The 14121-nt window shown below is 59.4% G+C and carries 13 protein-coding genes and 1 pseudogene; 5 read left to right on the plus strand and 9 right to left on the minus strand.

Features of this window, described 5'->3' with window-relative positions:
• Window positions 1–24: 24 nt before the first annotated feature.
• Window positions 25–434 (minus strand): annotated as a pseudogene (locus H3V53_RS00585) (SDR family NAD(P)-dependent oxidoreductase); the annotation flags it as partial.
• A 136-nt stretch (window positions 435–570) separates the two neighbouring features.
• Here H3V53_RS00585 and H3V53_RS43520 point away from each other — a divergent pair.
• Window positions 571–966, plus strand: coding sequence for a LysR substrate-binding domain-containing protein (locus tag H3V53_RS43520; RefSeq protein ID WP_419539380.1), 396 nt, complete (start codon window positions 571–573; stop codon window positions 964–966).
• A 198-nt stretch (window positions 967–1164) separates the two neighbouring features.
• Here H3V53_RS43520 and H3V53_RS00595 read toward each other — a convergent pair whose 3' ends face one another.
• Window positions 1165–1593 (minus strand): SRPBCC family protein, encoded by a 429-nt coding sequence (locus H3V53_RS00595; protein ID WP_336596229.1) that lies wholly within the window; start codon window positions 1591–1593, stop codon window positions 1165–1167.
• Between the two features lie 10 nt (window positions 1594–1603).
• Window positions 1604–2623: an aldo/keto reductase gene (locus tag H3V53_RS00600; RefSeq protein ID WP_336596230.1), complete on the minus strand. Its 1020-nt coding sequence runs from the start codon at window positions 2621–2623 to the stop codon at window positions 1604–1606.
• A gap of 99 nt (window positions 2624–2722) precedes the next feature.
• Here H3V53_RS00600 and H3V53_RS00605 point away from each other — a divergent pair, with 99 nt between their 5' ends.
• The gene (locus H3V53_RS00605; RefSeq protein WP_336596231.1) at window positions 2723–3640 is read left to right on the plus strand and encodes a LysR substrate-binding domain-containing protein; all 918 of its coding nucleotides are present in this window, start codon (window positions 2723–2725) and stop codon (window positions 3638–3640) included.
• 79 nt (window positions 3641–3719) lie between these two features.
• Here H3V53_RS00605 and H3V53_RS00610 read toward each other — a convergent pair whose 3' ends face one another.
• A complete protein-coding gene (locus tag H3V53_RS00610; RefSeq protein WP_336596232.1) occupies window positions 3720–5024 on the minus strand; it encodes an MFS transporter in 1305 nt (434 codons plus the stop codon).
• Window positions 5025–5190: 166 nt separating this feature from the next.
• Here H3V53_RS00610 and H3V53_RS00615 point away from each other — a divergent pair, with 166 nt between their 5' ends.
• The 3 genes from H3V53_RS00615 (at window position 5191) to H3V53_RS00625 (ending at window position 8198) form a co-directional block, all read left to right on the plus strand.
• A complete protein-coding gene (locus H3V53_RS00615) occupies window positions 5191–5913 on the plus strand; it encodes a GntR family transcriptional regulator (RefSeq protein ID WP_336596233.1) in 723 nt (240 codons plus the stop codon).
• A 61-nt stretch (window positions 5914–5974) separates the two neighbouring features.
• A complete protein-coding gene (locus tag H3V53_RS00620) occupies window positions 5975–7270 on the plus strand; it encodes an MFS transporter (protein ID WP_336596234.1) in 1296 nt (431 codons plus the stop codon).
• Window positions 7271–7322: 52 nt separating this feature from the next.
• On the plus strand, window positions 7323–8198 hold the full coding sequence (locus H3V53_RS00625) for an amidohydrolase family protein (RefSeq protein ID WP_336596235.1): 876 nt from the start codon (window positions 7323–7325) through the stop codon (window positions 8196–8198).
• Between the two features lie 44 nt (window positions 8199–8242).
• Here H3V53_RS00625 and H3V53_RS00630 read toward each other — a convergent pair whose 3' ends face one another.
• The 5 genes from H3V53_RS00630 to H3V53_RS00650 all read right to left on the minus strand — a co-directional run bounded on the left by H3V53_RS00630 (window position 8243) and on the right by H3V53_RS00650 (window position 13373).
• Window positions 8243–9055 carry a PhzF family phenazine biosynthesis protein gene (locus tag H3V53_RS00630; protein WP_336596236.1) on the minus strand — a complete coding sequence of 271 codons (813 nt, stop codon included), beginning with the start codon at window positions 9053–9055 and terminating at the stop codon, window positions 8243–8245.
• 66 nt (window positions 9056–9121) lie between these two features.
• Complete coding sequence (locus tag H3V53_RS00635; protein WP_336596237.1) at window positions 9122–9904, minus strand: amino acid ABC transporter permease; 783 nt, start codon at window positions 9902–9904, stop codon at window positions 9122–9124.
• 95 nt (window positions 9905–9999) lie between these two features.
• Window positions 10000–10761: a basic amino acid ABC transporter substrate-binding protein gene (locus tag H3V53_RS00640; protein WP_336596238.1), complete on the minus strand. Its 762-nt coding sequence runs from the start codon at window positions 10759–10761 to the stop codon at window positions 10000–10002.
• A 381-nt stretch (window positions 10762–11142) separates the two neighbouring features.
• On the minus strand, window positions 11143–12528 hold the full coding sequence (locus H3V53_RS00645) for a hypothetical protein (protein WP_336596239.1): 1386 nt from the start codon (window positions 12526–12528) through the stop codon (window positions 11143–11145).
• Between the two features lie 86 nt (window positions 12529–12614).
• The gene (locus H3V53_RS00650) at window positions 12615–13373 is read right to left on the minus strand and encodes a helix-turn-helix domain-containing protein (protein ID WP_336596240.1); all 759 of its coding nucleotides are present in this window, start codon (window positions 13371–13373) and stop codon (window positions 12615–12617) included.
• Window positions 13374–14121: the final 748 nt, after the last annotated feature.

A 14121-nucleotide genomic window follows, 5' to 3' on the forward strand; every position in this document is an offset into this window, starting at 1 on the left:
GCCCGCGCGCTCAATCCAGACGCTTCACGCAGCCGTTCGTCCGCCGTTGACTCCAAGAACTTCCCCGTCATAAAACTCGCCTTATCCGACGCGACGAAGACAATTGCGTCCGCAATTTCCTCCGGCGTTCCCGCGCGCTGTAGCGGCACGGTGGCGAGCATCGTTGCCTTGCCTTGTTCGGAACCCGTGATCCGGTCGAGCATCTCCGTTTGAATGGGGCCGGGCGCCACCGCATTGACGCGAATATTGAACGGTGCGGCTTCGAGTGCAGCGGATTTTGTAAGGCCCTCTACGGCATGCTTGCTGGCAACATACAGCGCATTGCGGGCAGCGCCGCGGATTCCCATTGTCGATGACACATTGACGATGCTCCCGCTGCGCTGAACCGACATTGACCGCAGTTCGTGCTTGATGGCGAGTAACGTGCCGAGCAATTCGCGTCAAAGAACCAGTCAGGAAACGAGTACCCGGCTACGAGACAACGATATCGACATATGCATCGGTGGGCTTCAGCCCATGGACGCCGAATTCAAGCTTCAGCGGCTTTTCACAGAGGGCTAGGTCTGCGCGATGAGGCGGGATCATCCGCTCGCGCAGTCTCCGATAACCGGGGAGCAGTTTCTCGAAGCCGAGCACCTTCTCGTCTCCCTTTCGGGAGATCCCGTTGGCATTGCGGATGGCGCGCTGGAGCGCGCCGGTAAGCGCCGTCGAGTTGCGATGACGTTGAATAATTTTTCGGGCGCGCCATCGCTTCTTCTTTCGTCGAACCTGATCGCCGTGCTGCCCGCGGGAGTGGTGCGCACCCATGCCCTCAAAGACCAGATTTACGCATGCAATGTACCGCTGACGCTTGCACCGTTCGATTGTCAAATGGCCTGGCATACGCGATACGATCGCGATTCCGCCCACCGATGGATGCGGGCACTCATCGCTCAAACCTGTGACCAGATATGGAAAGCAGGCTAGCCGGTTCAGGGTGCGGTTTATTTTCTCTTTGCTTGTGAAGCGCCCCTCGCAACGGCGATCAGTCGCGCTGCGCCAACGCGACCTTCCCGCCGGCGAAACGATTGATTCGCCAGCGGTTACCCGTTTTCAACGACTCAGGGCCTGCGGCATGCGGCCCGAATGCCCGATGGTGCATCATCGGGCCCGGTTCCACGCAAGCTACGCGATGCCTTTATCGCCGAACGATGCCGCCAGCGCGCGCAGACCATCACGGTAGATACCTTCGAAAAGCCTCGACGCTTCCTCGTCGCTCACACCGTTCGGCGTGAACTCACCGCTCCAGTGGACGAGCGACGCACCCGCCTCGTCGCTCTCACGCACCTGCAGCGTCGACCGATAGCCCGTGACGGAAAACGGCGCTTCGAGAATCGAATAGGTGTAGCTGCGCGCGCGGTTGTCGAAGGCTTCCAGACGCTCGACGATCACATCGCCCGTTGGCGTGGCAAGACGCCGCACACGTCCGCCTTCGCTCAATTCGCTCGACGGAATGTAGGGCAGCCAGTCCGGCAGCGAGTCGAAGCCGCCGATCAGTTGCCACACCTCGTCGGGCGAAACGGGAATGCGGATCGACGCATTGGCTTGAGCCATGTCAGTCTCCTTAGGCCTTGACGGGCAGCGGTGCATTGGCGGCGACCAGACCTTGCTCGCGCAACTCGCGCCAGAAGTCGGCGGGAATCGCTTCCTTGACGGCAGCGTGGTCTTCCGCGATACGCTCCGGCTTGCTCGCGCCGGGGATCACTGCGGCGACAACGGGATTGGCCAGCACGAACTGCAGCGCGGCGGCCTTGACGCTCACGTTGTGACGCGCGGCGATCGCCTTGATGCGCTCGACCTTCGCGAGAATTTCAGGCGACGCCTTCTGGTATTCGAAGTGCGCGCCGCCCGCCAGCACGCCCGAGCTATACGGACCGCCGACGACGATCTCCACGTTTTTCGCGGCAGCGGCCGGCAGCAGACGCTGCAATGCACGCTCGTGATCGAGCAGCGAATAGCGGCCCGCAAGCAGGAAACCATCCGGCTTCACTTCCGACAGATCGAGCAGCAGTTCGCACGGCTCGACGCGGTTGACACCCAGCCCCCACGCCTTGATCACGCCTTCGTCGCGCAGACGGTTCAGCACACGGAACGCGCCCTTGCGCGCCGATTCGAACATCGCGAGCCACTCGTCGCCATAGAAGTCCTGCGCGACGTCGTGTACCCAGACGATGTCCAGACGATCCGTTTTCAGGCGCTTCAGGCTGTCGTCGATCGAACGCAGCGTTGCGTCAGCGGAGTAGTCGTTGACGATCTTGTTCGGACGGCCAAAGGCGAACACATCCCCTTTCTCGCCGAGATCGCGCGCGCCGACATCCTCGATTTCGTCGAGAATCACGCGGCCTACTTTCGTGCTCAGCACGTAGTCGTCGCGCCTGTAGGCGCAGAGCGCATCGCCTAGCCGGATTTCCGACAGGCCAGCGCCGTACAACGGGGCCGTGTCGAAATAACGCACGCCTTGATCCCACGCTGCCTTGACGGTTGCCAGCGCTTCTTCTTCCGGGATATTACGAAACATGTTGCCCAGCGGCGCAGCGCCGAAACCCTGTTGCGTGCCGGCGGGCAGTTTGTCCTTGATGCTCATGACTTGCTCCTTGATTGAGTCGGTAGTGCAGAGTCTAGGACGGCAAGTTAAGTCTGTCTAAGACATAATTCGACAAACTTGAGTCCGAAGAGGTCTTATATGCTGGATATCCGTCAACTGCATTATTTCGTCGCGGTCGCCGAAGAGGAGCACGTCGGGCGCGCCGCCGAGAAGCTGCATATCTCGCAGTCGCCGCTGAGCCGCCAGATCGCCCAGCTCGAGGAAAATCTCGGTCTGACGCTATTCGAACGTTCGCAGCAGCGCATCCGGCTGACTACCGATGGGCGCACCTTTCTCGCGGAAACGCAGGCGTTCCTGACGCACGCAAAACGGCTGGAGTCGTTGGCGCGGCGCCTTGGGCGCGGCGACGAAGGGGGGTTGTGCATCGGCTATCTGGAGAACGCGATGCACTCCGGCGTGCTGCCTCGCGCGCTGCGGCAACTGCGCGCGCAGAAGCCCGACGTGCACATCGCCCTTTACAGCTACCGGTCGGCCGATCAGCTAACTGGCTTGCGTCAGCGCAGCCTCGATATCGCGCTCGTTTGCGAGCCGCTATCGTCCGACGACCCGGACCTCGAATCCGCGCTGGTACTCGACGATCCCATGCTGCTCGCAATTCCCGAGGATCATCCGCTGGCGAACGCGTCGCGCTTCACACCCGACGATCTGGCGGCGCAGAAGTGGATTGCCGTGATGTACGAAGAAGGCGCGCTGCGCCACGACAATTTCATCGCGGCATGCGCGAAAGCCGGGTTCACACCCGACATCGCGATGGAAGCCACCGAGCCGCTGGCGGCACTCGGTCTCGTCGCGGCGGGCCTCGGCGTCACGATGATCCAGCAAAGCCTGCGGCGCCATGCGCCCGCTGGGGTGGTGCTGCATGAACTAGCGTGGTTCAGTTATCGGACGGCGCTATGGGCGGCGTGGCATCGCGTCAACCTGAGACCGCTGGTAGAGCAATTCCGCAGGACGCTGCTGCATCCAGGCGCGGTGGCGCCAATGTCGTCGCATGCTTGAGCGGCACGGCAGCGACTGACGTTTGTCCCCCCCGCTTTGGCGCCAGCCTGCCCGTCCTATACCTTTCGTCGAAAGTTGCTTACTGCCGCGCCGCAACCCGCACGCGCTCGCCTGCGCCGCTTCGTGCCGACGCGATCGACATGCCGAGACCAAGCAGCGTCAGACAGACGACGGGCACCAGCATCGGGGCGCTCGCGTTGCCTGCGATCTTCCCGATGTAAGGCATCAGGTTCTGCGCGAAGAAGCCGCCAAGATTGCCGATCGAATTGATCGCTGCGATGCTCGCTGCAGCGCGGGCGCCTGTGAAGTATCGCGGCGGCAGCGACCAGAAGCACGGATAGAGCAGCGGAATGCACGCCCCGCCCAGCACGAGGGCGGCAAACTGCAGCGGCAGACCGGGCAGCACGAGACTCAGCGCGAAGCCGATCACGCCGACGCCGGCCACCATCGCCATCGCCTTGAGTACCACGCCCTCGCGTTTGAGCTTCGCGGGCAGCCACAGCAGAAGCAGCGCGGAGAGCATCCACGGGATCATGTTGAGCAGGCCGTTGAGCGACGAATGCGAAACGCCACCACTTTTCAGCAACGTCGGCAGCCAGTACGTCACGCCGTAGAGCGAAGTGGACATCAGCATGTAGCCGCACGCGAACATCAGCACGCGTTTGTCGACGAGCGCCCGCCACGGATGCTCCGCGGCCGCTTGCACCGGCGCCTCGCGCCGGAGCGCCGCGATCATCAGATCCTTCTCTTCGTTGGACAGGAACGGCGCGCGTTCGACGGACTCAGGCAGAAAGCGCAACGCAACGAGTGCGACGATGACGGCGGGCATCCCCGTTGCCACGAACACCCATTGCCAGCCAGCGAGACCAAGATTGCCATCCAGCGACAACAGCAAGCCGCCCGCGAGCGAGCCCAGCATGTTGGCGAGCGCACTGCCCAGTGTGAAGAAGCCGAGCATGCGCGTGCGATGACTCTGCGGAAACCAGAGCGTCAGATAGAAGATCACGCCCGGATAGAAGCCGGCTTCGGCGACACCCAGTGCGAAGCGGAACACATAGAAGAGTCCCGTCGAATGCGTGAATGCCATCGCCACGGTAATGGCGCCCCAGGTCGCCATGATGCGAGCGAGCCACAGGCGCGCGCCGAAACGATGCAGCGCAAGCGTGCTCGGCACCTCGAACAGCAGATAGCCGATAAAGAACAGCGACGCGCCCAGACCATAGGACGCCTCCGACATCCCCAGCGCGTGCACCATCTGCAGCTTCGCAAAGCCGACGTTCTGCCGGTCGATAAACGCGATCAGGAACATCACGATCAAAAGCGGCATCAGCCGCCAGGCGATCTTCTTCACGACAGCCTGCTCGGCACTCAGGGTTTGGCTCACGATCCATCTCCGTTCAAGAATTCATATATATGTTTAGTTGAATCCGATTTTGAAACAATGGGTAGAAACCCGCTAACCTGGAAATAAAGGCATTGATACGGGTTATCACCGATCCATCGGCGGGCTCCATCATGAAATCATGTATATGAATTCGACGGAGACTAACATGCATGCCGATGACCGGTTGCCCCGTTACCAGCGTTTGCGCGACGAAATGGTTGCCCTGATCGCCGCCCGCCATTGGCGGCCGGGCGAAGCGATCCCTACTGAGCAGGCCCTCGCCAAAAGCTACGACGTAGCGGTTGGGACGGTTCGCAAGGCCGTCGATCTGCTCGTCGCGGAAGGCCTGCTGGAGCGCTTCCAGGGCAGAGGGACGTTCGTGCGCCGCGCGAGCTTCGATAGCTCCCTGTTTCGCTTCTTCCGCTTTCAGACGCGGCAAGGCGAACGGCGCATTCCGGAGAGCCGCATCTTGCGGCGCGAAGTCGTCGACGCACCGTCGGAAGTCGCCGCGACCTTGCAGATTTCGAGCAGCGCACGCGTGATCCAGATGTCGCGCCTGCGGCTGATCGACGGCGTGCCGATGCTTGCCGAAGAAATCTGGCTGCCCTACGTACGTTTTGCCGCCTTTGCGCAGATGGACCTGAATGAAATTGGTGACCTGCTGTACCCCGTGTACGAGGCGCAGTGCAATCAGGTCGTGGCGTCCGCCACGGAAACGCTGACCGTCGAAGCCATTGGGCCGTTGCACGCACGGCTGTTGCACATCGAGCCGGGTACGCCTGCCGTCGTCATCGAGCGTCTCGCGTACGGCTACGACAGACAGCCGCTCGAATGGCGCCGTTCACGCGGGCCCGCCAGCGAATTCATCTATCAGGCCGAGATCCGCTAGCGATCGCACGCCCTCATACCTACGTTGTTCCCAGGCAGGAACGACGATCCAGGAGACAGCGATGTTCAAGTGGTTCAGCGAGATCTCAGGCAATGAACGCCGGACGTTCTGGGCGTGCTTCGGCGGATGGGCGCTCGATTCGCTCGATGTGCAGATGTTCAGCCTCGTGATTCCGGCGATCATCGCCGAATGGTCGATCAGCCGGACGCAGGCGGGGCTCGTCAGCGGCGTCACGCTGGTGGCGTCGGCGCTGGGTGGCTGGATCGCGGGCATGATGTCGGACCGGCTGGGACGCGTAAAGACGCTGCAATGGACCGTCGCGTTTTTTTCCGTGTTCACCTTCCTGTGCGCGTTCGCGCAGAACTATCCGCAGTTTCTCGTGCTGAAGACACTGCAAGGTTTTGGCTTCGGCGGAGAATGGGCGGCGGGCGCCGTGCTGATGGCCGAGACGATCCGCAACGAACATCGCGGCAAGGCGATGGGCAGCGTGCAGAGTGCATGGGCCGTCGGCTGGGGCGCGGCAGTGCTGCTCTATGCGTTGATGTTCTCGCTACTGCCTGGGGATACCGCGTGGCGTGTGATGTTCGGCATTGGCATCGTTCCCGCGCTGCTGATTCTGTACGTTCGACGCGGCGTGCAGGAGCCTGCCGCGCCGGCACACGCGACGCGCGATGCGCGTGCGCATCAGCAAGACCAGACGCCTGGCCTCGTCGTCGGCATCTTTTCTCCGCAAGTGCTACGCATGACGCTGATCGGCGCACTGCTCGGCGTGGGCGCGCATGGCGGCTATTACGCGCTGATGACGTGGCTGCCCACATTTCTGAAGAGCGAGCGCCACCTGTCGGTGTTAAGCACGGGCGGCTACCTCGCCGTCGTGATCGTCGCGTTTTTTTGCGGGTGCCTCGTGAGTGCGCAACTGCTGGATCGCATCGGGCGCCGCAAGACCATTCTCATGTTTGCAATTTGCTGCGTGATAACGGTGACGGCCTATCTGTTTCTTCCGCTCGGCAATACCGCCATGTTGTTCTTCGGATTTCCACTGGGTTTCTTTGCAGCGGGTATTCCGGCAAGCATGGGCGCGCTGTTCAACGAACTGTACCCGCGCGGAATGCGCGGCACGGGCGTGGGCTTTTGCTACAACTTCGGTCGCGTCGTATCGGCGGGATTTCCGGTGCTTGTGGGGCATATGTCCGCAAATATGTCGCTCGGGACGGCGATCGGCATCGATGCGGGACTCGCCTACGCGATTGTCGTGCTGTCCGTGCTGATGCTGCCGGAGACGCGCGGCCGCGCACTCGGCGAAGCCACACTTGAGTCGGAACATGCAGGCGCGCTTTCTCACGCGCAAAGGCATTGACGCGCGGGGCACTGGCCCGTGGCCGCGCAAGACCAAAAATGAAGGGACGTCCATGATCGAGAAGCCGGAGACAGACGCGAGCCACGAGCAGGTTGCGCATCGTCCTGCCCACATTGCATCTGTCGATACCCATGCTCATGTATTCGAGCGCGGCCTACCGCTCGCCCAGCAGCGCCGCTATGCGCCCGACTACGACGCCACGCTCGATGCATACCTCGCCCAACTGGATACGCATGGCGTATCGCATGGCGTGCTTGTGCAACCCAGCTTTCTTGGCACCGATTGCAGCTATATGCTGGATGCGCTGCGCCGCGAGCCAGAGCGGCTACGCGGTGTCGCGGTGATCGAGCGTGATTGTCACATCGACACGCTGACGCAGATGGCGGATGCGGGCATTGCGGGGATTCGGCTGAACCTGATCGGGCATGCTGACCTTCCGCTCGACAGATGGCTGAGCGCGCCAACCCTCGCACATGTTCGCGATCTGAGATGGCATGTCGAAGTGCATGCGGAAGCTGCGCGACTGCAGGGCGTCGTCGAGCCGCTTCTGGATGCTGGCGTGAATGTCGTCGTCGATCATTTCGGCAGGCCTGATCCCGATGCCGGTGTACGCGACGCGGGCTTTCGCCGTCTTCTTGAACTGGCGGATACGCAGCGCGTGTGGGTAAAGATATCGGCAGCGTACCGGAACAGGCGACAGCTTCGCTCGGACGATGATGACGTGCACGAGGCATTTCATTTTCTGAAAGCGGCCTTTGGCGTGCATCGCCTTATGTGGGGCAGCGACTGGCCGCATACGCGGTTCGAAGCGAACGAGGATTTTGCTGACGCATTCGAGCTTCTTCGCGCGCTGCTTCCGGTTGAAGAACAGCGCGCGGTGGTCCTGGCGGATACGCCTGCAAGACTTTACAGCTTCGACGTTGCGTGATTCACATGGCGTATTGCAGGCAAGGACTGGCTAAACGAAAAGCATCACCCGCTCGGACAAACCCGCGAGCGTGAATGGACCACCCTGACCGCTCGTCCGCCAACCTGCAACGCCTCGTGTGCATAGCGGACCTGGATCGTGCACGGTTGGCCGAGCGCATCGCCTTGCAGTACCGTGACGTCCCGCTTAAGCGACACGGCGAGCGCACCTGCTGCCACGCCCGTCGCGGCATCTTCGAATTGCCGCTCGAGATGATTGAAGTTACGCCCCTGATATACGCCATCACCAATGCGGCAATAAACGTACATTCCCGACACGCCGTGCTTGCGACTCCAGTCGGCAATGCCGGCGAGGTCAGGCTCCAACGTGGCCACCACGGAGGGGGCCGACACGGCGACCAGCAACTTTGCGCTGCCAACCGATGCGAGTCGCGGTACGCCCCTCAACTCGGCCCGACCGACCCGAAGCAACTGAGCCGCTTCTGCTACATCGACAACCAATGGCGGGCACCGCTGCGCCGTGACGCCAACAAAAATACCGCCGTCGACGCGCTCCACCTCGAGCACCTGCCGATGCATGCTCGTGACGAACCGGGCCCGTCGGGTGCCCGGAGATCGCTCAAAGAACACCGCGCCCACCGCAAGCGTTGCATGCAGGCAAAGGGGACTGCGGGCGTGCGGATAGTAGTAGTCAAGCTGTATATCACCCGCAGCATTCGCTTCCATAAACACCGTCGCGTTTGCGCTTTGCCGCCCAGCGAACTCTAGCCGCTCCGGTTTAGCCAAAGCTGACTCCTCTACCACGACCGCGGCATTGCCACTCTCATCCGTACGGCCGAAGCAAAGCATGCGATGCATCTTCATCGCCTTGGCACCCCCTCAAGCGCGTGGCGTACACGAGTTTCGCCTCGTTACGTTCAGGTTTTAGTGCGCGACGTGATCCGTTCGCGCCAGGTACTGTTCCAGTTTTCGCAGGCCGATGGTCAGTGCGAACGTCATCAGCCAATACGCGGCGGCGATCGCCAGATAAGGCTCCCAATAGCGGCCGTAGGCACCTGCCACCGTCCGCGCGGCGTACGCCATCTCCCCCAGGCCGATTGCGGAGACCAACGATGTGTCCTTGAGCAGGGAAATCATGTTGTTGCCCAATGGCGGCAGCATGCGCCGGAATGCCTGCGGAATCACCACATAACGCATCATCTGGCCATGCGTGAGGCCCAGTGACAAGCTGGCTTGACGCTGGCCACGCTCAATCGACTGGATGCCGGCGCGAAAAACTTCCGAAATATAGGCACCCGAGTTCAACGTGAGCGCAACGACGCCGGAGATCAGTGCGCCATAATCCTGCTTCAGCGTGCGAGCCAGATCGCCTCTGATGAAAAGGCCGCTCACCGGATGGATAAATAGCGGCATCACCGCAAAGTGCATCAACAGAATCTGCACGAACAACGGCGTGCCGCGAAAAAAGCTGACGTACGCCGTCGACGGCCAGCGAAGCAGATATTTGCACGCGGCCTTCCACGGTTGGTGTCTCGCGTCGGCCAGCCGCGCCAGTGCCAACAGCAGCCCCAGGGCACAGCCCATCAGCACACACGCCACGGTCATGCCCACGGTGACCAATGCGCCTTGCCAGAACAGCTGCTTGTACTCTACGAGGATATCCGGGCGGAACCACCCGAACCACATGACTGGATTGCTGTCTTCCATGCTCGCTTTTTAGAAAAACCAGGACCGACGAACGGCCAGGTGTCGTTGTGACGCACGCTCTGGCCCCGCCCTATACACGCAGTCACATCAGCCAATCACTGAGGCTTGAAATCCTGGTTGAACCACTTCTTGTAGATCACGTTATAACTGCCATCCGCACGGATCGCCGCAAGGCCTGCGTTGATTTTCTCCAGCAAGGCCTTGTCGCCTTTGCGTACGACGATGCCGTAATACTCCTTGGGAAAATTGGCGTCTTCGACAGTCTTAAGGCCAGGATTCTGCGAAACACGGTACGCGATGACACCATTGTCGCCAATGGCAGCGTCGACACCGCCTGAAGCCAGCTCGGAGATGATGAGCGGCGTGCTTTCAAAACGCCGAATATTCGGATTGGTCTTGCCTACTTCACGGCTCATGACATCGTCGGCCGTGGAGCCGCTGACCACCGATACCTTCTTGCTATCAAGGTCTTTCAGTGACTTCACCGGGCTGTTCTTGGGCACGGCGATCAACTGACGCGCATCGAAGTACGGCGACGAAAAATCGAAGCTCTGCTTTCGCTTCTCGTTGATGGTGACGCCTGAGATGACAAAGTCGACGTCGCCATTGTTGAGCGACGCAAAAATGCTGGTGAACGGCGTATTCACGATGCGCAACTTCATCTGCTGCTGTTTGGCGATGGCATTGACGATGTCAATGTCAAATCCGACGATCTGCTTGTCCTTGTTCTCGAACGCGAACGGCGTGTAAGTGGCGCTCGATGCCACCACCAGTTCTCGATCTTGCGCCTGTGCACCGGCAGAACCGAAAACATAGACGGCCACCGACGCGGCCAAAGTAAGGATAATTTTCTTCATAACTGGATCGCCCGGGTGTGGGTAAAAAAGTAGGGATTATATGGCTAACCAAAAAAACCCTTTACCCTCGACCCGTTGAGCGTCGATGCGCCCATCGACGACAGATGCTTGAGTCGCCGATCATGCTGGCAAGCTGGCTCAACGCTCGCATCGAGTTGCGCAGTCTCGATCTATGCGATCAGTCAGAGAACGATGATGACCTGAAAGTGCGCGTGCAAAGCTGCTCTTTGGACGTGCGGATGGCGTGTGACGGACGAAGAGCGTCTGATGGCTAGAACGCGGCGCCGCCGGGCCTTATGTCAAGCGGCCGCGGAGGCAACCGGCTGGCAGCGAGCGCTGTGGCGGGCGGTCATCGCTATGTTTTCCGCTGCAGATGGACTACTACCCGACATTACCTATGCGATGCGCCACCGAGCGAATCCTGCTTCTTCGCATGAACCTCAAGACAAGGTCCAACGCGGCAATAGCGACCATTGGGAACAAGAGAAACCACGCAATCAGGATGATGGGACCACGCATCACAAGATAGAGCGTGGCAAGCGAAGCAAGGTACAAGCCGCACTCTAAGCCCAGAGGTCTCTCGACCATGACGCGAGCGTACATGCGATAGACAATTGACGTGAGTAGCAAATAACCCAGGTTGTAAAGCACGATTCCGCATAGCCCAGAATCGACGATCCTGTCGAACAGAAAATCGAAATACATCGGCGCCCGCACCACATGTGCCTCGTAAAGAATAGCCGACACGTCGAAATTGGGTTTTTCTGGAAAGAGCATGCGCGGCGCAAATGAGGTCGCAACCTGCATGAACCAGTATCCGTAGTGGTAAAGTTGGTGATCGATGACGTACTGAACGTAGCTCAGGTAATCGACGGTCGCATCGGCGTGTGCCATGTAGTTGCTATTGGACGCGGACACCATGAACCCCGGTAGCGTCCTCATGTCACTACCGGACAATGCTTCGAAGAGCGATATCTTCATCTGCTTTTGCCAGTCGGCCAACAAGGCTACAAGCAGAATGCAGACGGCCAGCAAAGCCGTCCGGATCGACATGATTCGTTTATTCAAACGCGGACGGGTGACGAGAAGCGCGAGTCCCGTCACGACCATTGGCACAAGCATGCTGGTACGGTTTGCCGCTCCCAACGAAAATACTTCGCTTGTATACCCGCAGGCGACAATCAGTGCGACCCATCGCCTCTGATTCGCGTAGCCGAGTTGTACGGCAGCAAACGAAACCAGCATGAACGAACCGAACATCGAAGCCAATGGCAGCGACGACAGATCCAGTTGTACAACGGCAGCATTGGCAAAACTCGTGAGGACAAACATTAACAACGTCAGTTTCCCAGGGCCTTTGCCAACAAAATTTCGATTTGGGTATACGACTACTGCGCTGTCCTTCCAGAATAACAGTACAAGCAGTGTCGAAAGAATGACGCCATAGCCATAGACCGTCAGCGCACCGGTATAGCGTTGAAGCTGGACACCGTCCTGCAAAAGCAGAACGAGGATGCCATAGCAATGTGTGAAAGACCACGCAGTGAGCGCGAAGAGGTACACACACCTGTAGTCGAGTAACGATCGATAGCGATGCGCCACCGAAATAAACATGCACATTGGCAAAAGAATGCTGCAGGCGGCGCCCAACGCAGCATCGAATGGAAGCAGGATAGCGAGATCGACGCCCACAAAAAGAGAGACCAGGGGCAATCGTGCCAATCCGCGCGAGAACGTTACGTCCCTGTCAAGCGTTGAGCGGACCACGAATACCTCCTCTCCGCGATTTTTGCGCGGACTTGACCTGCACGCGATTACGCGCTCGCGCCCACCAGGTACAAAACGCAATTGATTCAGGTCTGGTGGCCCACACCCAGCATCGTTCTGCTGCGCAGGCGATACTCTGTCGGCGGCATCCCAAAGCGCTTTCGGAAGATCTTTGCGAGCCGCGTACCGTCCGACATGCCGCATCGTCTCGCTATCTTGTCGACAGGCAGCTGACTTTCCGCCAGTAAGTGGCAGGTCTTTTCGAGCCTGGCGCGAAGCAGATATTCGGATGGCGTCATTCCGATCTGCTGACGAAAGCGTCGCAAGAAATTGCGCTCACTCATTGCAACGGTTCGCGCCACGTCCGATACGGTAACCGCGTGCTCCAGATTGGACTTGAGCCACGTCGCGGACGCATGAATCTTTTCGTCGATGGCGGGTCCTTCATCCCGCGCGCTCAAATGTGTGCGCGTTCCCGGCTCTTCGAACCGAAAACGAATTTCGACGGCTTGACTGCTGGCGGCTTCAACGTCTTCGTTGACGTACAACCATCCTGCCGCGATCAGTTCATATGGCGGAGGTCCTCCTTGGGCGAGCGAAGCAAGCAGCTCACATGTGAAAGGCTGAAGCAACAACCGCAGACGGTGCGTTGCCCCGGACGTGACGACAGGCACTTGCATCGCGGTAACCTTGTCGATCAGATGCAGCCGCCCGACGATGCTGGAATCGGCGGGGGTGGTTCCCGCTCGCGCTGACGCACGAATCGGAGCGACCGATGAAGCATTCTCCAGTGTACCGTGCGCCTCCGAGATCTCAGCCAAAGCCGCTTTCTCAAATTCGTTCATTCTGGTTCCTCCTATTTAATATGCGGCCATCGAGATCCGGACTCCGGGCAAGCGCGTCCCTCAACACGCTACGCCGTAGACCTGTGTAGGCCGCGCGAGTAAATACAACCTACCCGCATAAGAAGTTGCAATCCAGAAACTGCAAATCCAAGACACCTCATAGAGAACGCAGCGCCAAAAGTGTTTGACGCATTTCACTATGGAGGCAAAGAAAGCTTCAAATGGAAACACTACCTACGTCTTCGATGCTTGATCACACATTCTGCGATTCCCGCAAGACTCGCTCGATTTGCCGATAGATGTCTCTAGATAAGCAGATCGGTAGTAAGACGAGGAAATAGTTGACGAAGTAAGACTGAACAGGCCCCTCGGCGTTCTATTCAACAACGCATATCCAGACCGTACCCGTTAGCACCATAAACGCGCGCCACACAGAGACATTACTGCATTGCAACACTGTTGCGGATTAATTTACTTAATGCACTCTTCATCTTGATTCGTCAGGACATATATTTCTAGTACATCTTTATATTCCGAAACGGCCAGCATGGACCCGCCAAGAACAGAAACCGAAGTAGTAGGATCTCAAATTTGGAGCACTCGAAAATACTCGGGAGTATCGATCTTCTTCAGGGATGCGACATTCGATGAAAATGCAACGTTTCAGAAAAGCATCATCACAAACGTCTGATCATTGAAATTGGCGGGCCGAAAAAGACAACTGCCGGCATCGCAAATTGGGCTGTCG

It is taken from the genome of Paraburkholderia bengalensis, assembly GCF_037126505.1.
GTDB classification, from domain to species: Bacteria; Pseudomonadota; Gammaproteobacteria; order Burkholderiales; family Burkholderiaceae; genus Paraburkholderia; species Paraburkholderia bengalensis.